Consider the following 21,054-nt stretch of genomic DNA (forward strand, 5'->3'; position numbering starts at 1 on the left):
GCCCTCGCAGCAGGAAAAACCAGTTCACACGATAGGGGGCGGTGCCTCAAAACAGCACGTCAGGCACCAAAATCAAGCAAACAAAAAGGAAAACTTGCGCAGCGCCCGAACTCGTCTACAGTGAATCCAATCACCTCCGCGAGGCGCGAAGTACGGCGCGCTCGCAACCGTGAGGTGACGGACCCGCACTACCGGCATCCGACCAGGGGGAAAAGCGCTGCAAGTGCGACCAGACTCAACCAGCGTGCGCAGTACCGATCGATTCATGCGCAGCACCCAACCTTTCAGGTGAACCCCATGCAGATCCTATTCCCGAACGAAACCCCTGAATATTCAGGTCGCGAACTTACCTTGGCGTTTCCGGCAATGGTCGATGGGCAAAGGGTGGAATGCATGATCACAGCCGAGGCGCTGGAAGACCACTTTGGCGCCGCCTCGCCGCGTCTGGAAGACATGGTCGGCGCATTCGACGCGCACCGGGCCCGGATCGAAGCAGCGACGAGACGTCTGCTATCGGAAACGCGGGCGCAATGTCTGGTGCTGAGAAGCGGTTACGTGCGCTTCTATGAAGCGAACTGGCGCAACTGAGCGCTTGCGCCAAGGACCCGGCGCCGGCTTAAACCATTCGCCGCAGCGTCTGGTCCTTGAACACGACATGGTGTGCAATCGCCGCCAGCGCGTGTAATCCGATCACCCAATAAAACGCGTTGCCGAGCCACACATGCGCGGTCTTGAGCAATGGCCGCGCAACCGGATCCGCGCCGATCAGCGTGTAGTTGACGTTGATCCAGGCGAGCGTGACCGGATGCCCACCGGCATTGATCATCAGGATGCCGAGCAGCGGCTGCGCGAAGATAAAAGCATATAGGGCGAGATGCGCGGCGCGCGCCAGAAACGCGAGCAGCCGGTTGCCGGTGAGTTCCGCGGGTGCGCCGGCCCAAAGCCGCCACAGCAGGCGCAGAACCGCTAACCCCAGCACCAGGGTGCCGGCCCAGAAGTGCACGCTGCTCCAGAAAGCCCGGCTGTCCGACCCTTTTGGCCCACGAATTTCGATTGCCAGATAGGCGAGCGCGACCAGCAGAAAAATCGCCCAATGAAAGAAGATCGCGGGCGTCGTATAACGGTCCGAGGCGCGGTGGTAGGACATGCAGGGAACTCCTGTGACCAGATTCGTTGGTTTTTATCAATCATCGGATGATAAAGGGTGCCAGAGCCGAACGGGCGCCTTCAGGAAAACGATTGTTGATCCAGACCGAACCGTGGCCAAACACCGTGGCGCTACCGCCGTGCTTTCAGCCGGGAGCGGCATGGAAAGGCATGGCATGGCACGGCATCGCATTGCGCACTGCCATGCCATGTCTTGTTTTTTTATCTCGAGCGGGTTCCCGGCTTGCGCGCGAGAAGCCGGCGCGCTTATTCGCTGCCGAGGTAGAAATAGCGGAACAGGAAAATCGCCGCGATGATCCACACCACCAGCTTCACTTTGCGTGCCTGCCCGGTCAGCAGTTTCAGGCCGGCATACGAGATGAAACCGAACGCGACGCCATTGGCGATCGAATAGGTGAACGGCATCAGCAGCGCGGTGAGCGCGGCCGGCACGACTTCGGTGGCGTCGTCCCACGGCAGGTCGAGCATTTCGCGCAACATCAGGCACGACACGTATAGCAGTGCGGGCGCCGTCGCGTAGCCGGGCACCACGGCCGCGAGCGGCGCGAAAAACAGCGCCGCGAGGAACAGCACGGCGACGGTGATCGCCGTCACACCGGTGCGGCCGCCGGCCTGTACGCCCGACGCGCTTTCGATATACGCCGTGGTCGACGACGTGCCCAGCATCGAGCCGGCCAGAATCGCCGTGCTGTCGGCAAGCAGGGCGCGGTTCAGCCGGAACATCTTGCCTTCGACCAGCAGTCCGGCGCGATTGGCCACGCCCATCAGGGTGCCGGTTGCATCGAACAGTTCGACCAGGAAGAACACCAGGATCACGTTCAGCACGCCAGTAGAGAGCGCGCCGCGAATGTCGAGCTGGAACAGTGTCGGCGAAATGGACGGCGGCGCGGAGACGATGCCGTGGAACTGGTTGCCACCGAAGAAAAAGCTCAGCACCGTCACGCCGACAATGCCGATCAGGATCGCACCGCGCACCCGCAGAAAGTCGAGTGTGACGATCGCGAAGAAGCCGATCACCGCGAGGATCACATGCGGGTTGTGCAGATCGCCGAGCGTGACGAGGGTGGCCGGATTGCCGACCACCACGCCAGCCGTTTTCAGCGAAATGATCGCGAGAAACAGGCCGATACCGCCGGTGATGGCAATCCGTATCGAATGTGGAATGCCGTTGACGATCACTTCACGCACGCGAAACAGCGTGACGATCAGGAACAGGCAGCCGGAGATGAACACCGCGCCGAGCGCGGCTTGCCAGGTGAAACCCATGCCTTTCACGACGGTGTACGCGAAGTACGCATTCAGGCCCATGCCGGGTGCGAGCGCGATGGGGTAGTTCGCGTAGAGGCCCATGATCAGCGAGGCCAGCGCGGCGACGATGCAGGTCGCGACGAAAACGGCGTCCTTCGGCATGCCGGCGTCGCCGAGAATCGCCGGGTTGACGAAGATGATGTAGGCCATCGTCAGGAAGGTCGTCAGCCCTGCAAGCACTTCAGTGCGCAGGTCCGTGCCGGCGGCGTCGAAGCCAAAGTATCGTTTTATGGAGTCCATGTGGCGGGTCTCTCGTTGTTCAAAAAGCGTTTCTTGTGGTTGATACGGGCTATGCGCAGCAGATGAGCAGGTCCCGCGCATGGCGACTGCACCGCCCGACACGGCTCTGATCTCCGATGCGCCACGCAGCCAGGCCTACCGGCGGATTGTAATCATGATTGGCGGTGCCGCCCAGATTGCATGACGGCAGGTTTCGCCGAAGGGGCGTGATGATACCTTGCCGGTGCGCGGAGTGGCGCGGCGCGGGGTGGCAAACAGCCTTGCGGCGTTACGGCGGGGAGGGAGGGTTTTGCGAGGAGGGCGACGGCAGAGGCATGCCTTACAGATACGCCATCTGCGCCAGATCCGTCATCTGCGCAGAGGTAAGGCGTAAGGCACACCGCGCCGGCATCGCCTGCAACCGTTGCGGTCGCGGGCGGCCGGCTTGCCGTTTGAAGGCTGGGGCGAGACCGATTACTGGGCCATGCTTGCGCCTTGCCGCTGCGCGCGACGCGCGGCGACAATGCGGCCGGCGCGCTGCGCGTTGTCCGGATAGTCGATCCAGTCGAGCGGATCGTAGCCGGCGGCGCGCCAATCGGCCAGATCGGCTTTCACCTGAGCACGCGTGAGCGGCGCCGACGGGTCGTAAGGCCGTGAAGTTTGCGCAAACGCGGTGCTCATGCCAACGGCGGCCAGCAGCGCGCCGAGTCCAACTAAAGAAACGATTTTCATGATTGGCTCCTATGGAGCGGTTAAAACGACCCCCGTATTTTAATTTTCGTAAGCATTTCGATTAAGCCGGTTGAACGTAATGCACCGTTTCATCCGGCGCTCCAAAGCGGCCCGGATTGAAGCCGCGTGCCCCTCGTCTCAGGGGGGCGAAGGCTTGCTGAAGCGGTCCAGCACCGCGCTCAGCAGATCGATCGGCAGTGGAAAGACGATCGTTGAATTCTTGTCGGCGGCAATCGTCGTGAGGGTTTGCAGATAACGCAACTGCATGGCCTGTGGTTGCCGTGAGAGCGTCTGCGCCGCCTCCAGCAGATGCTGCGAGGCCTGCAGTTCGCCTTCCGCATGAATCACCTTGGCGCGCCGTTCGCGCTCCGCTTCGGCCTGACGGGCAATCGCGCGGATCATCGTTTCGTTGATGTCCACATGTTTGATCTCGACGATCGATACCTTGATACCCCACGCATCGGTCTGGGCATCGAGTACCTTCTGGATGTCGGCGTTCAATTGCTCGCGAGCCGCCAGCAGATCGTCGAGCTCGTGCTTGCCAAGCACCGCGCGCAGCGTGGTCTGCGACAACTGGCTGGTCGCCTCGAAATAACGCGCGACCTGAATTACCGCCTTCTCAGGATCGACGATGCGGAAATACACCACCGCATTGACCTTCACCGACACGTTGTCGCGCGTAATGACGTCTTGCGGCGGCACGTCGAACACGACGGTACGCAAATCCATCCGCACCGCCTGCTGCACGATCGGGATGATCAGCACGAGCCCCGGCCCTTTGACCTTCCAGAAGCGCCCGAGCATGAACACCACGCCGCGCTCGTACTCGCGAAAAATCCGTACCGACGATGCAATCAGTATCGCCACCAGCAGAATCAGAATGCTGCTGAAGCCAAATGTGAAACCGATCATGTGTGTTCTCCTTGTTGTTGTGCTTCCGCGGGCACCACGGTCAGCGTCAGTCCGCGCCGTGCCGTGACGCGCACCGCTTGACCGGCCGCGACCGGGGCCGTGCTGGACACCCGCCAGCGTTCACCTTGCACCTGCGCCCAGCCGGCCAGCGTGCCGCCCGCGGTGGCGTTTGCCTCCGCATTCGCGCTTGCTTCTGTGCTTGTGTCTCCAGGCAGCAGGCCACCGTCGAGCACGACGCCAAGACTGCCGATCAGCCCTTCGGAGCCGGTCACCACGGGCCGGCGTCGTGCCCGCAACGCGAGCCTCGACACGCCGAACACAAACGCGACGCTGAACACGACCACCGCCGCGATCAGCGGCAGCGGAATGCCGTAGCCGGGCACATCGGTGTCGATCAGCATCAGCGCGCCGATCACGAACGCGATCACCCCGCCGAAGCCGAGCGAGCCGAAGGTCGGCAGAAACGCCTCGCCGATCAGGAAGGCGATGCCGAGAAAGATCAGGCCGAGCCCAACATAGTTGATCGGCAGCATCTGCATCGCGAACAGCCCCATCAGCAGACTGATGGCGCCGACCACGCCCGGCAGCACGAAGCCCGGATTGGCGAACTCGAAGAAGAGGCCGTACATGCCGATCATCAGCAGCACCAGCGCGACATTCGGATCGGTGATGACCGCAAGGAACTGGCTGCGCCAGTCGGCTTCGAGCGTGACGACCGGCGCGTTGGCAGTGTTGAGCCTGACGTCGCCGTGGCTCGTGCCGATCGTGCGGCCGTTCACCTGGCGTAGCAGGTCCGGAATGTCGCGCGCATTCAGATCGACCACGTGCTGCGCGAGCGCCTCGCCGGCCGACAGGCTGACGGCCTCACGCACGGCGCGTTCGGCCCAAACGGCGTTGCGGCCGCGCAACTGGGCGAGGCCGCGGATGTAGGCGGCCGCGTCGTGGACCTGCTTGCGTAACTCGGTGGATTGGGTGTCGAGCGGCAGGGCGGCGCTGGCCGGCGTGGCCGCGCTAGCGGAGTTTGCCGGGCCGGTTGAGGCAGCGGCGCCGGGTCCGCTTTTTGGTGCGCCGGCGCCTGCGCCGCCGCCGGGCAGACCAGGCATACCGCCGCCCGCCGGCGGTTCCGCCCCGCCGATGCCCATTTCGATCGGCGTCGCCGCGCCGAGGTTGGTGCCGGGCGCCATCGCGGCAATATGGCTGGCGTAGACGATATAGGTGCCCGCGCTCGCGGCGCGCGCGCCACTCGGGGCGATAAAGGTGGCGACCGGCACGGGCGAGGCGAGAATCGCCTTGATGATCTGCCGCATCGACGTATCCAGCCCGCCGGGGGTATCCAGTTGCAGCACGGCGAGTTGCGCGCGCTCGTCGGCGGCGCGCTGCAGGCTGCGCACAATGAAGTCGGCACTGGCCGGACTGATTGCGCCATTCACCGGAATTACGACCACGCTATCAGGCGCGATGCTGGCCTGGGCGGCCGAGGCCGGCGGTGCGTTTTCGCACAACGCGAAGCCGAGCGCCAACAGGGCGCCAAACGCGGTCATGCCGCGCATCAACCGGCCCGCGACGCCACCACGGATAAGCGCGGCGCGCGGACCAGACTGCCGGAACGGGAGACGTGGATACGTGCTCATCGCTGACGGCTGCCGCGCCATGCCGATGGGTATCGACGGCGCGGGCCGCTACCCCAAAAAGGCTGGCCTGCTCCTTACAGCTTAGTCCGATTCCGTGCGGCGCGTGAAATCCGCATGCGCCGGCCGGTAGTCGCCTGGCCGCATGCCGGTCCACTTGCGAAACGCGCGATGAAACGCGCTCGGTTCGGCAAAACCCACGGCGGTGGCGATGTCGGCAATCGTGCGCCCACTGTCCTGCAGCTCGCCGATTGCGATGTCGCGCCGCAAGTCGTCCTTGATCGACTGATACGTATAGCCTTCCTGCTTCAGATGGCGCCGCATCGTCGCTTCGGCGACATTCAGGCGCAGCGCCATCTGGTCGGCGGCGGGCCAGCCGGCCATCGGCAGCGCGCGCAGCATTTTGCGCACCCGCGCGGTGAGCGAGCCGGGATTGCGGTACTTGACGATGAAGCTGCCGGGCGCATCGCGCAGAAAGGGCTTCGCCGATTTGCTGGTCTGGATCACCGGCAGCTCGAGAAACGCCGTCGAGAGGTCGACGTACGACTCGGCCTGATCGAACGCCATGTCGTCGCAGAACATCAGACGGTACTCGTGCGCGGCAGGCGGCTCGGCGCAGCGAAAACGCGCTTCGATAAGCGGAATGCGCCGCCCGACCAGCCAGCACAACAGACCGTAGACGAGGATAAAGTAGGTCGCGTAAGCGAACATGGCGGGTGGCTTCGCGCCTTCGCGTTCGACATAGCGCAGCCGCACCCGCTGCGCGTTCGTCTCGATCCGTGCGCCTAGATCGTCCAGCACGAGCTGCATGAAGCCGACCGCCCGCTTGAGCGCTTGCGCGCCGTTGCGCGCGCTTAGCGCCATCTGCGTCATCGCGATGAAACTGCCGCTTTTCATGCGGTGCGAGTCCTGGCCGAAGAATTCGTCGTCCAGCGCGCGGGCGATGCCGGCCCACAACGCGCCGTACTGCGCCGACGAAACCCGGCTTTTCGGCGACGCCAGCATGGTGGCCGCAATGCCGGCGGCTTCGGCGAGCGGCAGGGCGTCGAAGCCGCGTGCCCGCGCCAGCGCCAGGGCCTCTTCGACCAGGCTGACGGAAATCGTGCCTCTATCGTTCTTGAAGTTCTTCATGTTTCTCATGGCTGTCTGGCAAACGCGCTCAACATTTTCCTTGGAACGATCCGCTAAACCCTTGAAAAGTTGGCCTGATCCGGCCTTTCATGATACCGGCATGGCAAATGCGCTCAAACAGAATGATCGGGCTGAGCATCGAACCTGTCCAGCGGCTTGCCTACACTTGATCTGAATCGATCGCGGGACGCATTGCCCGGAGACACCCCGGCGAGCCAGCCTCGCCGCCGCGACTCGATGCACATAACAGGATCGAACCATGGATAGCTTCTACACCGAAGAGCAGCGGATGATCCGCGACGCCGCGCGCGACTTCGCCACTGAGCGCCTCGCGCCGCACGCCGCCCAATGGGATCGGGACGCCTTGCTGCCGGCGGAAGTGGTGGCACAAATGGGCGAGCTGGGTTTTCTCGGCATGATCGTGCCGTCCGAGTGGGGCGGCTCCTATACCGACTACGTGGCCTATGCGCTCGCGATCGAAGAGATCGCCGCGGGCTGCGCCTCCTGCGCCACGCTGATGAGCGTGCACAACTCGGTCGGCTGCGGGCCGATCCTGAACTTCGGCACCGACGCGCAAAAGAACCGCTATCTGAAGGACCTGGCCAGTGGACGCACCATCGGCGCGTTCTGCCTGACCGAGCCGCAAGCCGGCTCCGAGGCGAACAATCTGCGCACCCGCGCCGTGCTCAGCGACGGCAAATGGGTGCTCAACGGTAACAAGCAGTTCGTGACCAACGGGTCGCGCGCCAACGTTGCGATCGTGTTTGCCGTCACCGATCCTGAGCGCGGCAAGCGTGGCTTGTCGGCCTTCATCGTGCCGACCGATACGCCGGGCTTCAACGTCGGCAAGCCCGAACACAAGCTCGGGATTCGCGCTTCGGATACCTGCCCCATCTCGCTCGACGATTGCGCGGTGCCCGAGGCCAATCTGCTCGGTGAACCGGGCGAAGGCCTGCGCATCGCGTTGTCGAATCTAGAGGGCGGCCGTATCGGTATCGCGGCGCAGGCGGTCGGCATCGCGCGTGCCGCGTTCGACGCCGCGCGCCGCTACGCGAGCGAACGTGTCCAGTTCGGCAAGGCGCTGAAGGACCACCAGACTATCGCCAACATGCTCGCCGACATGACCACGCGCCTGAACGCCGCGCGTCTGCTCGTGCACCATGCGGCGCGGCTGCGCACGGAAGGTTTGCCGTGTTTGTCGGAGGCATCGCAGGCCAAGCTGTTCGCGTCGGAAATCGCCGAGGATGTGTGCTCGAAGGCGATCCAGATTCATGGCGGGTATGGCTATCTCGAGGACTACGCCGTGGAACGCCACTATCGCGACGCCCGCATCACGCAGATTTACGAAGGAACCAGCGAAGTGCAGCGGATGGTTATCGCGCGCCAGGTTTAAACGCGAAGCAAACGGCGTTTGAGCGCAAAATAGCCTGAAAGCAGGGCAAAAAGCAGAAGCTAAAAGCAGAGCGCATAGCGCGCCATCAGCATGGGATCGGACGAGGCGCCAAAGCGCTGACGCCGGTCGACAATGGAGACGACGATGACTGTAGCGAAGGGTTTTCTCGAAGCGCGTGACCTGTTATTGCGCCATCGAACCGACTACGACCGCGCTTACCGCGAATTCGCGTGGCCGGCGCCAGGCGAGTTCAACTGGGCGCTCGACTACTTCGACGTGATCGCGCGAGACAACGACAACCCGGCGCTATGGATCGTCGACGATCTGGCCAGTAACGGCTTGCGGCTCTCCTACGCGCAAATGTCGGAACGCTCGTCGCGCATGGCGAACTTCCTGCGCGGTCTCGGCGTGGGGCGCGGCGACCGCCTGTTGCTGATGCTGCCGAATCGCGTCGAACTGTGGGACGTGATGCTTGCAGCCATGAAGCTCGGCGCGATCGTGTTGCCGGCCACCACCCAGCTTTCCGCCGACGACGTGCGCGATCGCGTGCAGATCGGCGGCGCGCAGTTCGTGGTGGTCGATAGCGCGGAACTTGCCAAGTTCGATGCACTCGACGTGCCGCTTACCCGCATCTCGGTCGGTACGCCGCGCGACGGCTGGATCGACGTTGCCGCCGCCTATGATGCATCGCCGCAATTCACGCCGGAAGGCGTCACGCGCTCCACCGATCCGCTGCTGCTGTACTTCACGTCGGGCACCACCTCCAAACCGAAGCTGGTCGAGCACACGCACCAGAGTTACCCGATCGGCCATCTGTCGACGATGTACTGGATCGGTCTGCAGCCGAACGACATCCACTGGAACATCAGTTCGCCGGGCTGGGCCAAGCACGCGTGGAGTTGCTTCTACGCACCGTGGAATGCGCAGGCCTGTGTGTTCGTCTACAACTTTCCGCGCTTCGTGCCGAAAGACACGCTCGACGTGCTGGTGCGTTTCAACGTCACCACGCTGTGCGCGCCGCCCACGGTCTGGCGCATGCTGGTGCAGGAACATCTCACCGACTATCCGGTGAAGCTGCGCGAGATCGTCGGCGCGGGCGAGCCGTTGAATCCGGAGATCATCGAACGCGTCAGGCATGCGTGGGGAATCACGATTCGCGACGGTTTCGGCCAGACCGAAACCACCTGCCAGATCGGCAACCCGCCGGGTCAGCCAGTGGTGTCGGGATCGATGGGCCGGCCGCTGCCGGGCTACCGGATCGAACTCCTCGATGCCGACGATCAGCCCGTCACTGAAGGTGAAATCTCGCTGCCGCTCGCCGAACGTCCGCTCGGTTTGATGACCGGTTATGCGAACAACGCCAACGCCACCGCGCAAGCCATGCGCAACGGTTTCTACCATACGTCCGACGTCGCGTTGCGCCGCGATGACGGTTACTACGTGTACGTCGGCCGCGCCGATGACGTCTTCAAATCGTCCGACTACCGGCTCAGCCCGTTCGAACTCGAAAGCGTGCTGATCGAGCACGAAGCGATCGGCGAAGCCGCCGTGGTGCCGAGTGCCGACGCGCTGCGCCTGTCCGTGCCCAAAGCGTTCGTTACCGTGCGTCAGGGCTATGAAGCCGGCCCCGAACTCGCGCGCGCGGTGTTCGCGTTCTCACGCGAAAAGCTTGCGCCGTACAAGCGGATTCGCCGTCTGCAATTCAGCGAGTTACCGAAAACCATCTCCGGCAAGATCCGCCGCGTCGAATTGCGACGCCGCGAAATGGAGCGCGAAAGCGAGCCCGCGCGCCTGCCCGGCGAGTACTGGGAAGAGGATTTCCCGGATCTGCGTTGATTTTTTGTTCCCAGTCACAGTTTGGCCCTTACAGGGCCACCGATACGGCCAGCGATACGGCCACTGCACAGGAGTTCCAGCATGAACACAATTGCTTCGAACCAGGTCCCCACCGTCAAGCTGCTGATCAACGGCGAGTTCGTCGAATCCAAAACCACCGAGTGGCGCGATATCGTCAATCCGGCCACGCAAGAGGTGCTCGCCCGCGTGCCGTTCGCCACAGCGAATGAAGTGAACGAAGCGATCCAGTCGGCGCACACCGCGTTCAGGACGTGGAAGGACACGCCGGTCGGCGCGCGCATGCGCATCATGCTGAAGTTCCAGGCGCTGATTCGCGAGCACTCGCCGCGTATCGCGAAGACTTTGAGCGCCGAGCAGGGCAAGACGATTCCCGACGCGGAAGGCGATATCTTCCGCGGGCTTGAAGTGGTCGAGCACGCCTGCTCGATCGGCACCTTGCAGCAGGGCGAATTCGCCGAGAACGTCGCAGGCGGTGTGGATACCTACACGTTGCGCCAGCCGATCGGCGTATGCGCCGGCATCACGCCGTTCAATTTCCCCGCGATGATCCCGTTGTGGATGTTCCCGATGGCGATCGTCTGCGGCAATACATTCGTGCTGAAGCCTTCCGAGCAGGATCCGTTGTCGACGATGCAACTGGTCGAACTGGCGCTTGAAGCCGGCGTGCCGAAGGGCGTGCTGAATGTGGTGCACGGCGGCAAGGACGTAGTCGACGCACTCTGCACGCACGATCTGGTGAAAGCGATTTCCTTCGTCGGTTCGACAGCGGTGGGCACGCATGTTTATCGCCTTGGCAGCGAACACGGCAAACGCGTGCAATCGATGATGGGCGCGAAGAACCACGCGGTGGTGCTGCCCGATGCAAATCGCGAGCAGACCTTGAACGCGCTGGCCGGCGCAGGGTTTGGCGCGGCGGGACAGCGTTGCATGGCGACTTCGGTGGTCGTGCTGGTCGGCGCGGCGCAGCAATGGCTGCCCGATCTCGTCGCGAAGGCGAAGACGCTGAAGGTCAACGCGGGTAGCGAGCCGAATACGGACATCGGCCCGGTGGTGTCGCGCACCGCGAAGCAGCGCATTCTCGGCCTGATCGAACAGGGTGTGAAAGAGGGCGCGACGCTCGCGCTCGACGGCCGCGACGTTAAGGTGCCGGGCTATGATCAAGGCAACTTTATCGGCCCGACGGTCTTCACCGATGTCACCACCGACATGGAGATCTACCGCCAGGAAATTTTCGGTCCGGTGCTGGTGGTGCTGAATGCCGCGACGCTCGACGACGCGATCGCGCTCGTTAACCGCAATCCGTTCGGCAACGGCGTGGGTCTCTTCACGCAAAGCGGCGCGGCGGCGCGCAAATTCCAGAGCGAGATCGATATCGGCCAGGTCGGCATCAACATTCCGATTCCGGTGCCGGTGCCGTTCTTCAGCTTTACCGGCTCGCGCGGCTCGAAACTCGGCGACCTCGGGCCGTACGGCAAACAGGTCGTGCAGTTCTACACGCAGACCAAAACCGTCACCGCGCGCTGGTTCGACGACAACACCGTCAACGACGGCGTCAACACGACCATCAGTTTGCGCTGAGCCATTCAGTCTAGTGGAGATAACACCATGAAAATAGGCTTTATCGGACTCGGCAACATGGGCGCGCCGATGGCGCTCAACCTGCTCAAGGCGGGTCACACGGTCAAGGTATTCGACCTCAACGCGCAAGCGGTGCAGGCGCTCGTCGAAGCGGGCGCCAGCGCGGCAGCTTCGCCGAAAGCGGCGGTGACCGACGTCGAATCTGTGATTACGATGCTGCCCGCGGCCGCGCACGTGCGTAGCGTGCTGAGCGCGGATGACGGCGTGCTCGCCGGTATCGCGAAAGGCGTGCCGATCATCGATTCGAGCACCATCGACCCGGCCAGCGTGAAGGCGTTTGCCGAACTGGCCGCGCAACGCGGCAACACCTTCGTCGATGCGCCCGTTTCGGGCGGCACCGGCGGCGCGGCAGCGGGCACGCTGACCTTCATGGTGGGCGGCAGCGCGAGCGCGTATGAGCAGGTCAAGCCGGTGTTGTCGGCGATGGGCAAGAACATCGTGCATTGCGGCGACACGGGCACCGGCCAGGTCGCGAAGATCTGCAACAACCTCGTGCTCGGCATCACCATGGCCGGCGTGGCCGAGGCGATGTCGCTGGGCGAGGCGCTCGGCATCGACACGAAGGTGCTGGGTGGCATCATCAATACCTCGACGGGCCGCTGCTGGAGTTCGGACACCTATAACCCGATGCCCGGCGTGATCGAAACCGCGCCGTCCACGCGCGGTTATACCGGCGGCTTCGGCACCGATCTGATGCTCAAGGACCTGGGGCTTGCCACCGACGCCGCGAAATTCGCGCGTCAACCGGTGTATCTCGGCGCGTTGGCGCAACAGCTTTATCAGACGATGAGCACGAAGGGCGCGGGACGGCTGGACTTTTCCGCGGTGATCAAGCTCTACCGCGACGACAGCAAAGACGGCAAAGACGGTAAGAGCAGGGACGCGTCATGATCGAACTCGACTACGCCCACGACGGCGCCGTCGCGCTGCTGACGCTCAAGCGGCCACCCGCGAACGCATTCACGCCGGATGGCTTGCTGATGTTGCAGCAGACCGTCGAGCGTCTGAACGGCGAAGCGCGCGTGCGGGCCATCGTGATAACCGGCGACGGCCCCAAGTTCTTCAGCGCGGGCGCCGATCTGAACACGTTCGCCGACGGCAATCGCGAGATCGCACGCACAGCGGCGACGCGCTTCGGCACGGCGTTCGAAACCTTGCAGAACGCGCGGCCGGTGGTGATCGCGGCGATCAACGGTTATGCAATGGGCGGTGGGCTCGAATGCGCGCTGGCCTGCGATATCCGCATCGCCGAGCAACACGCGGTGATGGCGCTGCCCGAAACGGCGGTGGGCCTGCTGCCCTGCGGCTGCGGCACGCAGACGTTGCCGTGGCTGGTCGGCGAAGGCTGGGCCAAGCGGATGATCCTGACCGGCGAGCGGGTGGATGCGGCGAGCGCCTTGCGTATCGGCCTCGTCGAAGAAGTGGTGGAAAAGGGCGCTGCACGCGAGGCCGCGCTGACCATGGCCGCGCGTGTCGCGACCTTGAGCCCGCAGGCGGTCGGCTTCAGCAAGACGCTGATTCATCAGGGCCGCAACGGCGTGCCGCGCGCTGCGGCGCTCGCGGTGGAGCGGGAACGCTTTGTCGATCTGTTCGACGGCGCCGATCAGCGTGAAGGCGTCAATGCGTTTCTCGAGAAACGCGCGCCACGCTGGCAGGTGACGAAGGCCGAGCCCGCAGGGCAGGTCCAACCGGCCGCCAACGTCGAGCAGGAGCCCCGTCGATGAGCGCCTTGCAGAGCGTCGCAACCGATCCGAGCGCGGAAGCGGAGCGCGAGATTCTGTTTCGCGTGGTCAACCGTGTGGCGATCATTACGCTGAACCGGCCTGCCGCGCTCAATGCGCTGTCGCATGCAATGGTGCGCGAGCTTGCCGTACTGGTCGAACATTGCCGTACCGATGACGGCATCGTTGCCCTCGTGCTGAAAGGCGCGGGCGCCAAAGGTTTTTGCGCCGGCGGCGACGTGCGCGAGGTGCACCGGCTCGCGAAGAATGGCGATAGCCGGTGGCTGGCGTTTTTCGTCGACGAATACCGGCTCGACTACGCGCTGCACCGGTTTCCGAAGCCGGTGGTCGCCTTGCTCGACGGTATTTCGATGGGCGGCGGCATGGGGCTCGGCCAGGGGGCGCGGCTGCGCATTGTCACGGAGCGCAGCAAGGTCGCGATGCCGGAGACGCGCATCGGCTTCCTGCCTGACGTTGGCGCCACGCGGTTTCTGAGCGTGATGCCGGCGGAGGTCGAACTTTACGTCGGGCTCACCGGTGCGACCTTATCCGGCGCCGATGCGCTGCGCCTGCAACTCGCGGATCTGTGCGTGCCGGCCGATTGGCTTGCGACATTCGAAGAGCGCCTGCAGCGCATGCCGCACGCGGGGGACCTGATGGGTGCGTTGCGCGGCGTGTTCGAGCCGCCGTGCAATATCATTCCCCACGCTGCATTGGGACCCTTTACCCAACTGATCCTGAGGCATTTCGACCGGCGTTCGAGCGTCGAGCGGATTGTCGCGACGTTGCGCCACGATCTGGAGCGCGAGCCGCCGCGCGAGGTGAGGCAGTGGCTGCAGTCTACTTACGACGCGATGGTCGGGCATTCGCCCACGATGCTGTATGTCGCGCGCGAGGCATTGCTGCGCGGCCGGCAGATGAGCCTGGCGGAGTGCTTCCGGATGGAACTGGGCATCGTCAAGCGGGTGATCGAGGAAGGCGATTTCTGCGAAGGCGTGCGGGCCCACTTGATCGACAAGGATCGCAAGAGCCGCTGGGCGCCCGCGACACTCGCGGAAGTGCGGCCGGAACGGGTCAGGCATTTTCTGGCTTCGCCGTGGAAGCGGGAAACGCATCCGTTGGCTGCTTTGGGGGCGGAAGAGGGCTGAAGTCCAACGCCCGCGGTAACCAGCACCCGCCACGCCTGCCACGCCGCATGCGGCGACGGCGGGCGTTTTTGCTGCCTGCCCCCTGCACCTGGTGCAAGTGCACCAGCAAGCCTGGTGCATTGACCATTGGCGCCGCAGCGCGATTTGGGCGATTCTGCAGTCTCGACAGGCTCTCGCGTGCTTTCCGCGCGCCCACAATAATGACTGCAACACCCTCCGCCGCGCCCGCTCCACCGCTGTCGACCGACGCTTTGGACGACACCCCGCCGCCAGCCGACGACAAGGTACTGCGTAGCCAGACCGACCGCCGCCAGTTGCAGCAGATCATCACGGGGTTGACCGAGGGCGTGATCCTCGTCGAACCGGACCAGACCATCGTCTGGGCCAATCAGGCCGCGCTGCAGATGCACGGCATCACCGAAGTCGCCCAACTGGGCGCGGACGTCACCGAATACCGCGAGCGCTTCCGGCTGCGTTACCGCAACAATCACCCCCTGCCGGAAGGCGGCTATCCGATCGAACGGGTGGTGGCGGGCGAGTGTTTCAGCGACGTGGTGGTCGAGGTTTTCCCCGCGCATGACGATGAAGTGAACTGGGTGCATCGCGTGCGCAGCCTCGTGCTGACCAATGCCCGCGGCGAGCCCGACTGCCTTGCCCTGATCCTGCACGATGCAAGCGAATGGGCGAGCGCCGAAAAGCGTTTCGAAAAGACCTTCAACGCCAACCCCGCGCCGGCGGTTATCTGCCGTCTCAGCGATCAGCGCTACATCAAGGTCAATCAGGGATTTCTGGAAATGACCGGCTACGTGCGCGAAGACGTCATAGGCCGCTCGGTGTACGAACTCGACGTGTTCGAAGGCGCGGAGAAGCGCGAACTTGCGATCGAGCGGCTCAGCGAAGGCGCGACGATTCCGCAGATGGAGGCGCTGTTGCGCCTGCCAGAAGGCGGCAACAAGTTCGTGGTGGTGGCGGGACAGCCGATCGACATTGGCGAAGAAGCGTGCATGTTGTTCACTTTCATGGATCTCGAACCACGCAAACGCGCCGAGAGCGCGCTGCGGCAGAGCGAGGAACGCTTCGCAAAGTCGTTCCGGATGACGCCGGTGCCTACCGCGCTGTTTGTCGCCGGCGACTACATGACGCTCGATATCAACGATGCCTTTACCGCGACCACCGGCTTTTCCTCCGAAGAACTGCTGGGCAAGCCGCTGGACCAGAGCGGACTGTGGAACGGCGACGCCTGCGAGCGGATCGGCGCGGCGTTGCGGGAGTCGGGCAGCCTGCGCAACGTCGAATTCCAGGTGAACAATCACGCGGGCGACGGGCTGAACTGTCTCGTGTCGGCTGAAGCGGTCAGCATTCACGGCAAGGATTGCGTGCTGATGACCTTGCTCGACATCACAGAGCGCAAGCGTTCCGAAATGGAACTGGTGACGGCGATCGAGACCGTCATGCAGGACGCCTCCTGGTTCAGCCAGACGCTGATCGAAAAACTGGTCAACGTGCGGCGCGCGAACGCGCCCGACGCCGGCGGCCATCTCGCCGACCTGACCGCGCGTGAGCGGGATGTGTTCTCCTGTTTGTGCGCGGGTCTCGCCGACAAGGAAATCGCCAGAGAGCTGGGGCTCGCGCCGAACACGGTACGCAACCATGTCGCCACGATCTACGCGAAGCTGGATGTACATAGCCGGGGCGAGGCGATAGTGTGGGCGCAAAGCCGCGGCCACTTCGGCCTCGCGCCTGCCAAAGCCGCCAAAGTGCCGCGCCGTAAGGGTTCGAAGACGGCTTAGGCGCATTTCTATTGCGCTTCACCCACAGGCGACGTGACCGGGAACGAGGCGTGCTACACAGGTGCGTCTGCGCCGTCGCGGGATGAAGCGGCGCAGATCGGCTCGCGGGTTCAGGCGCGCGGGCATGCGGTTCAAATGCACCAGGCGATCCGGTGCATTCGCGCCTGTCGGCAGATGCGGTGAAGCTGGACAATGAGATCCTGCGTCGAGTGTTCGTGGGCAAGCGCTCAGGCTTTTCTGACGCGAGGTGCTCGACGTCTTTGGTGCACAACCCAATCTTTCAAGGAAATCGTCATGGACAAGAATCGTGTCGAAGGTGCGGCGAAACAGGTCAAGGGCTCCGTCAAGGAAGCGATTGGCAAGGTCACCGGCAACCGGACGACCCAGGCCGAGGGCGCGGCCGAAAAACTGGCCGGCAAGGTGCAGTCGAAAGTCGGCGAAGCTGCGGACGCGATCCGTGAGCGCGTGAAGAAGTAACCCGGCAACAACCGTAAAGCGCCCGCTGCGGCGGGCGAATGCTTGCTCACTCTGTTCAAGGAGAACGATGATGAACTCAAATCAGATCGAAGGAACCGTGAAAGATGCGGCAGGCAAGGTGCAGGACGCGGTCGGCGGTCTGACCGGCGATCTCGACCTGCAAGCCGAGGGCAAGGTCCGCCAGCTTGCCGGCAAGGCTCAGGCGAAGTATGGCGACAGCGTCGAGCAGGTCGCTGAGACCGCACGCAACAATCCGCTCGGTGCGTTGTTGATTGCAATCGGCGTCGGATTTCTGCTGGGCAAGCTGATGTAAGTCAGTTCACGGCGCTTTGCGACGCATGGTGCATGGCGTCGCAGGCGCGTGTCTTTGGCCTTGGCGGGCGCCTGGTTGTCCGATTTCCCCGGCGGCTTTCAGGCGCCGGGTTCGCCGTCTGTTCGAGGAAAGTTCATGCTGGGATTCGACGTCTGCACAGCCAGGAAAGTCTGGACTGCGTTTCTGATTGCGCTGCTGCTGTTCATTATCTATACCGCGTCGTCCACATTGTTAGTGGTCGTGTTCGCGGTTTTCTTCAGCTATCTGATTTACCCGATGGTCGATTTCGTCGACCGCTTCCGGCCGCGCCGCGTGCCGCGGGTTGCCTCGATTGCGCTGGTGTTCGTGGTGGTGGTCGCGGTGATCGCGGTGGCAGGTTCGCTATTCGGTGTGCAACTGCAGGATCAGGCCACCCGTCTGTTCGCGCAACTGCCCGAACTGATGAAATCCGACGTGCCTAACCGTCTTCCGTTGCCGCATTTTCTCGAACCGTTGCGCGAGCGAATTGTGGATTTCGTGCGCGGGCAGATCGAGACCGGCTCCGATAAGGCCGTGCCGATGGCGCGCAGTGTCGGTCTCGGCGTGGTGCATGCGGCGAGCAATCTGATTTACCTCGTGCTGATTCCGATTCTGAGCTTTCTGCTCATCAAGGAAGGCCCGCAGATGCGTGATGCGTTTCTTGATCTGCTGACGGATCGGCATCGTATGTTGTGGGCCGGGATCGTCACGGATCTGAATGTGCTTTTGTCGAAGTATGTGCGGGCGTTGCTGTTCCTGTCGCTCGCGACGTTGATCTGTTACGGGGTGGTTTTTTCGTTGCTGGGTGTGCCGTACGCGTTTTTGCTGGCGGTTAGCGCAGGCTTGCTGGAGTTTGTGCCGTTCGCCGGGCCGCTAGCGGCGGTTGCCATTACGCTGGTGGTGGCCGTTTTTAGCGGGTATGCGCATTTGCTTTGGCTGGTGATTTTTATAGCGCTGTACAGACTGTTTCAGGACTATGTGCTCAATCCCTATCTGATGAGTGAAGGGGTGGAGGTAAGTCCGTTTCTTGTCATTGTCGGGTTGCTGGCGGGGGATCAACTGGGTGGTGTGGCGGGGATTTTCCTCGCCGTGCCGGTGATTGCCATGTTGAAGATTGTTATTGGCAGGGCGAGGGTTTTTTATGCTTCTTCTGCGAAGGGGGAGGCCGCGCGGCGGGCCCTGGTGGGTGAGGCGGATTAGCAGTTTTTTCTGTGTTCTCGCCCATTCCACCCTGATAACAAGGCCTTCATTCTTCCGGCTGCACCGCGCGCGCCGACGCGGTGCTCCGGGATGGATGCCGGCTTACCTGTTATCTCAGCCTTCTCCGACTGCGTTGCTTCCCAATATGGTCGTTGGCGGCAATGAGCTTTGTGCTCCGTGAACTCGCGATATCCAGAATACCGCGACCAGCGCGACGGCGACCGCTGCCCAGCCGACCGTTCCGTACCCGACGATCTGCCCGGTCGGTGAACTGCTTAGCATCAGGCCGCCGATCCATGCACCGCATCCCGTGCCTAGAGCCTGTAGCGCGCTATTGGCGCTTAGAAAAGCGCCTCGGCGGCTTGATTCGGGGACGGTGGTCAGGAGTGCCTGCATCGGTACTATGCGTGCGGACATCAGCACCATGAAAAATGGGAAGAACATGACTAGTGCATAGAACGGCAGATCCGGCAGATGCGTGACGAACAGGACGGGCAGGAACGAAAGTAGCGCTGCTATCCGGAATACGCGGCGTGTGCCGAACCGGTCAGCAAGTCTGCCCACGCGGCGCGATGTGAAGAACGTTGCTGCGCCGCCCGCCATATACAGCCAGGACAACTGCGCCGGCGCCACCCCGTGGTTGGCGACCAGTACCGGTGAGATAAAAGGGATCACCAGCATGTGCGAGACCATCATCATGAAGGTCAGCGCAAACGCATTCATATGCCGGGGGTTGCTCAAGATCCGCCACAAGTCGGGCAGCACCTCGCCAAGCGCTGGCTGGCGGCGACTCAGGTGCTCGGTAAGCGAAGGCACCAGTTGCGAGCCCGCTACCCAGACAAGCAGCGACAGCACCACCAGCAAATAGAACGGCGCGGCCCAGTTGAAATGCGCGCCTAACATCACGCCGGCCGGCACGCCGGCAATTGCGGCCAATGAAAAGGCCGTCATGATCGTACCGGTTGCGGCGCCGCGGCGCTGCACCGGAATCACGTCGCCGACGATCGCCATGATCACTGAACCCAGCACGCCACCCGTAATGCCGGCAAATGCGCGCGCGGCAAGCAGGAGGGGGAAGCTGGTGGCCAACGCACACGCCAGGTTCGACAGCGCGAAGAGCGCATAGACGGTCAGCAACAGCCGGCGCCGGTCGAAGCGGTCGATATAGGTCGCCGCGAATAAGCCCGAAAGCCCCGAACACCACGAATACGCCGACACGGCCGTTGCAAACGCAGCGGGTGTGATGCTGAATGCGTGCATGATCTGCGGGCCGAGCGGCATCATCACCATAAAGTCCATGATGATGGTGAACTGCGTCAGCGCAAGCAGCCACAGTAAGCGGCGCTCGTGCTTTGTGCTAATTGAGTACATCGGTCAATTCCTTGTCTTGTTGTTCGAGGCACGCCGCTTGTCGTGCGATCCAGTTTCGCGCGGCCCCGCAGTTCACCCGGCTCACACGGCTCACACGGTTTGACCGACATACGCCATTCACTGCACGCACGCTGTGGACGGTCAATCGTCGAGCGATTCGTGTACCGCTTCGGCGCCCTGTTTCCAGTAGCTGGCCGCGCGAATCCGCGACTTGTCGATACCGCGCTCGGTGCACAGGTGGTAGCGCACCGCACGCATCGTTGCGGATTCGCCCGCAGCCCACACATAGCCTTCGCCGTCTTCGGGCAAGTAGATTTCACGTACTGCCTGCAGCAAGGCCTCGCCGCGATAGGCCGATTCGCTGCGGTGGCGCCAGACCATATGCAGTTCGGCTTGCGTCGTGAATTCGATCTGCGCTGACGGGTCGGCCACTTCGATTACCGCTGCGACGCGGGTGCCGGCCGGCAGTTCTTCGAGGCGGCGGGCAATAGCGGGCAACGCGGTATCGTCGCCGATCAGCAGATGCCAGTCGAAGCCGGCCGGAATCACCAGCGAGCCGCGCGGGCCGCCAATGCCGAGATACTGGCCCGCTTTGGCTTGCGCCGCCCATGTTGCCGCCGGGCCGGCCTCGTGCATGGCGAACTCGATATCCAGTTCGCGAGCCTCAGCGTCGAAGCGGCGCGGTGTGAAATCGCGGGCGATCGGCCGCGGCTGGCCGGCGGGAAACACCGGACCGTCAGGGCTGGCTTCCGGCAGCACGGGTTTGTCGGCACCGGGTTCGGGAAAGAACACTTTGATGTGATCGTCGAACGAAGCGGAGACGAAGTCGTGCAGATCCTCGCCCGTAAAGGTGACGCGAATCAGATGCGGATTCAGCGCGTGGACTTGTTTGACCTGCAACAGGCGAAACTTCAGCGGATGCCGTACGCGATGGACTGCCAGATCGGCGCGGTTGTCATTTGTCAGCATAAGGGTGTCATTCCTCGTGGTTGGATTGGCGCGCGAAGGTAGGCATGGGCGCCCTCGCGCGC

General features: G+C 63.3%; 19 protein-coding genes. 11 read left to right on the forward strand and 8 right to left on the reverse strand.

The window, feature by feature from the left end:
- Window positions 1–297 precede the first annotated feature (297 nt).
- On the forward strand, window positions 298–588 hold the full coding sequence (locus GH665_RS28540; protein WP_028194698.1) for a DUF1488 family protein: 291 nt from the start codon (window positions 298–300) through the stop codon (window positions 586–588).
- A gap of 28 nt (window positions 589–616) precedes the next feature.
- Here GH665_RS28540 and GH665_RS28545 read toward each other — a convergent pair whose 3' ends face one another.
- The 6 genes from GH665_RS28545 to GH665_RS28570 form a co-directional block, all read right to left on the reverse strand.
- Window positions 617–1,147: a cytochrome b gene (locus GH665_RS28545; protein WP_153140563.1), complete on the reverse strand. Its 531-nt coding sequence runs from the start codon at window positions 1,145–1,147 to the stop codon at window positions 617–619.
- A gap of 266 nt (window positions 1,148–1,413) precedes the next feature.
- A complete protein-coding gene (locus GH665_RS28550) occupies window positions 1,414–2,715 on the reverse strand; it encodes an NCS2 family permease (RefSeq protein ID WP_028194696.1) in 1,302 nt (433 codons plus the stop codon).
- Between the two features lie 453 nt (window positions 2,716–3,168).
- Window positions 3,169–3,426 carry a DUF4148 domain-containing protein gene (locus GH665_RS28555; RefSeq protein WP_153140564.1) on the reverse strand — a complete coding sequence of 86 codons (258 nt, stop codon included), beginning with the start codon at window positions 3,424–3,426 and terminating at the stop codon, window positions 3,169–3,171.
- Between the two features lie 138 nt (window positions 3,427–3,564).
- Window positions 3,565–4,338: a slipin family protein gene (locus GH665_RS28560; RefSeq protein ID WP_153140565.1), complete on the reverse strand. Its 774-nt coding sequence runs from the start codon at window positions 4,336–4,338 to the stop codon at window positions 3,565–3,567.
- Window positions 4,335–5,969: an NfeD family protein gene (locus GH665_RS28565; RefSeq protein ID WP_153140566.1), complete on the reverse strand. Its 1,635-nt coding sequence runs from the start codon at window positions 5,967–5,969 to the stop codon at window positions 4,335–4,337. Before GH665_RS28565 ends, GH665_RS28560 begins: the two co-directional genes overlap by 4 nt.
- A gap of 81 nt (window positions 5,970–6,050) precedes the next feature.
- Entirely contained in the window at window positions 6,051–7,097 is a 1,047-nt protein-coding gene (locus GH665_RS28570) for an AraC family transcriptional regulator (RefSeq protein WP_153140567.1), read from the reverse strand.
- A 259-nt stretch (window positions 7,098–7,356) separates the two neighbouring features.
- Here GH665_RS28570 and GH665_RS28575 point away from each other — a divergent pair, with 259 nt between their 5' ends.
- The 10 genes from GH665_RS28575 to GH665_RS28620 all read left to right on the forward strand — a co-directional run bounded on the left by GH665_RS28575 (window position 7,357) and on the right by GH665_RS28620 (window position 18,652).
- Window positions 7,357–8,490 carry an acyl-CoA dehydrogenase family protein gene (locus GH665_RS28575; RefSeq protein WP_153140568.1) on the forward strand — a complete coding sequence of 378 codons (1,134 nt, stop codon included), beginning with the start codon at window positions 7,357–7,359 and terminating at the stop codon, window positions 8,488–8,490.
- A 144-nt stretch (window positions 8,491–8,634) separates the two neighbouring features.
- Complete coding sequence (locus GH665_RS28580) at window positions 8,635–10,326, forward strand: AMP-binding protein (RefSeq protein WP_153140569.1); 1,692 nt, start codon at window positions 8,635–8,637, stop codon at window positions 10,324–10,326.
- 81 nt (window positions 10,327–10,407) lie between these two features.
- A complete protein-coding gene (locus GH665_RS28585; protein ID WP_153140570.1) occupies window positions 10,408–11,925 on the forward strand; it encodes a CoA-acylating methylmalonate-semialdehyde dehydrogenase in 1,518 nt (505 codons plus the stop codon).
- Between the two features lie 27 nt (window positions 11,926–11,952).
- On the forward strand, window positions 11,953–12,876 hold the full coding sequence (gene mmsB / locus GH665_RS28590) for a 3-hydroxyisobutyrate dehydrogenase (protein WP_153140571.1): 924 nt from the start codon (window positions 11,953–11,955) through the stop codon (window positions 12,874–12,876).
- The gene (locus GH665_RS28595) at window positions 12,873–13,709 is read left to right on the forward strand and encodes an enoyl-CoA hydratase (protein WP_153140572.1); all 837 of its coding nucleotides are present in this window, start codon (window positions 12,873–12,875) and stop codon (window positions 13,707–13,709) included. Before mmsB ends, GH665_RS28595 begins: the two co-directional genes overlap by 4 nt.
- A complete protein-coding gene (locus GH665_RS28600) occupies window positions 13,706–14,854 on the forward strand; it encodes an enoyl-CoA hydratase/isomerase family protein (protein ID WP_153140573.1) in 1,149 nt (382 codons plus the stop codon). Before GH665_RS28595 ends, GH665_RS28600 begins: the two co-directional genes overlap by 4 nt.
- Window positions 14,855–15,054: 200 nt before the next feature.
- On the forward strand, window positions 15,055–16,644 hold the full coding sequence (locus GH665_RS28605) for a helix-turn-helix transcriptional regulator (protein WP_153140574.1): 1,590 nt from the start codon (window positions 15,055–15,057) through the stop codon (window positions 16,642–16,644).
- Window positions 16,645–16,938: 294 nt separating this feature from the next.
- Window positions 16,939–17,121, forward strand: a complete 183-nt coding sequence (locus tag GH665_RS28610) for a CsbD family protein (protein WP_153140575.1) — start codon at window positions 16,939–16,941, stop codon at window positions 17,119–17,121.
- 70 nt (window positions 17,122–17,191) lie between these two features.
- The gene (locus GH665_RS28615; protein ID WP_153142342.1) at window positions 17,192–17,434 is read left to right on the forward strand and encodes a CsbD family protein; all 243 of its coding nucleotides are present in this window, start codon (window positions 17,192–17,194) and stop codon (window positions 17,432–17,434) included.
- A gap of 135 nt (window positions 17,435–17,569) precedes the next feature.
- Window positions 17,570–18,652, forward strand: coding sequence for an AI-2E family transporter (locus GH665_RS28620; protein WP_153142343.1), 1,083 nt, complete (start codon window positions 17,570–17,572; stop codon window positions 18,650–18,652).
- 114 nt (window positions 18,653–18,766) lie between these two features.
- Here the strand turns inward: GH665_RS28620 and GH665_RS28625 are convergent, their stop codons facing one another.
- Window positions 18,767–20,023, reverse strand: a complete 1,257-nt coding sequence (locus GH665_RS28625) for an MFS transporter (RefSeq protein ID WP_153140576.1) — start codon at window positions 20,021–20,023, stop codon at window positions 18,767–18,769.
- Between the two features lie 141 nt (window positions 20,024–20,164).
- Window positions 20,165–20,992: a siderophore-interacting protein gene (locus GH665_RS28630; RefSeq protein WP_153140577.1), complete on the reverse strand. Its 828-nt coding sequence runs from the start codon at window positions 20,990–20,992 to the stop codon at window positions 20,165–20,167.
- Window positions 20,993–21,054 lie beyond the last annotated feature (62 nt).

The organism is Paraburkholderia agricolaris, assembly GCF_009455635.1.
Lineage (GTDB): Bacteria > Pseudomonadota > Gammaproteobacteria > Burkholderiales > Burkholderiaceae > Paraburkholderia > Paraburkholderia agricolaris.

What these genes read in the sequence shown, in the direction of transcription:
- GH665_RS28585 (WP_153140570.1), top strand. Translation starts at nt 10,408, where the DNA reads ATGAACACAATTGCTTCGAACCAGGTCCCCACCGTCAAGCTGCTGATC.
- GH665_RS28575 (WP_153140568.1), top strand. Translation starts at nt 7,357, where the DNA reads ATGGATAGCTTCTACACCGAAGAGCAGCGGATGATCCGCGACGCCGCG.
- GH665_RS28580 (WP_153140569.1), top strand. Translation starts at nt 8,635, where the DNA reads ATGACTGTAGCGAAGGGTTTTCTCGAAGCGCGTGACCTGTTATTGCGC.
- GH665_RS28550 (WP_028194696.1), bottom strand. Translation starts at nt 2,715, where the DNA reads ATGGACTCCATAAAACGATACTTTGGCTTCGACGCCGCCGGCACGGAC.
- GH665_RS28625 (WP_153140576.1), bottom strand. Translation starts at nt 20,023, where the DNA reads ATGTACTCAATTAGCACAAAGCACGAGCGCCGCTTACTGTGGCTGCTT.
- mmsB (WP_153140571.1), top strand. Translation starts at nt 11,953, where the DNA reads ATGAAAATAGGCTTTATCGGACTCGGCAACATGGGCGCGCCGATGGCG.
- GH665_RS28600 (WP_153140573.1), top strand. Translation starts at nt 13,706, where the DNA reads ATGAGCGCCTTGCAGAGCGTCGCAACCGATCCGAGCGCGGAAGCGGAG.
- GH665_RS28560 (WP_153140565.1), bottom strand. Translation starts at nt 4,338, where the DNA reads ATGATCGGTTTCACATTTGGCTTCAGCAGCATTCTGATTCTGCTGGTG.
- GH665_RS28595 (WP_153140572.1), top strand. Translation starts at nt 12,873, where the DNA reads ATGATCGAACTCGACTACGCCCACGACGGCGCCGTCGCGCTGCTGACG.
- GH665_RS28610 (WP_153140575.1), top strand. Translation starts at nt 16,939, where the DNA reads ATGGACAAGAATCGTGTCGAAGGTGCGGCGAAACAGGTCAAGGGCTCC.
- GH665_RS28630 (WP_153140577.1), bottom strand. Translation starts at nt 20,992, where the DNA reads ATGCTGACAAATGACAACCGCGCCGATCTGGCAGTCCATCGCGTACGG.
- GH665_RS28570 (WP_153140567.1), bottom strand. Translation starts at nt 7,097, where the DNA reads ATGAAGAACTTCAAGAACGATAGAGGCACGATTTCCGTCAGCCTGGTC.
- GH665_RS28555 (WP_153140564.1), bottom strand. Translation starts at nt 3,426, where the DNA reads ATGAAAATCGTTTCTTTAGTTGGACTCGGCGCGCTGCTGGCCGCCGTT.
- GH665_RS28620 (WP_153142343.1), top strand. Translation starts at nt 17,570, where the DNA reads ATGCTGGGATTCGACGTCTGCACAGCCAGGAAAGTCTGGACTGCGTTT.
- GH665_RS28615 (WP_153142342.1), top strand. Translation starts at nt 17,192, where the DNA reads ATGAACTCAAATCAGATCGAAGGAACCGTGAAAGATGCGGCAGGCAAG.
- GH665_RS28545 (WP_153140563.1), bottom strand. Translation starts at nt 1,147, where the DNA reads ATGTCCTACCACCGCGCCTCGGACCGTTATACGACGCCCGCGATCTTC.
- GH665_RS28565 (WP_153140566.1), bottom strand. Translation starts at nt 5,969, where the DNA reads ATGAGCACGTATCCACGTCTCCCGTTCCGGCAGTCTGGTCCGCGCGCC.
- GH665_RS28605 (WP_153140574.1), top strand. Translation starts at nt 15,055, where the DNA reads ATGACTGCAACACCCTCCGCCGCGCCCGCTCCACCGCTGTCGACCGAC.
- GH665_RS28540 (WP_028194698.1), top strand. Translation starts at nt 298, where the DNA reads ATGCAGATCCTATTCCCGAACGAAACCCCTGAATATTCAGGTCGCGAA.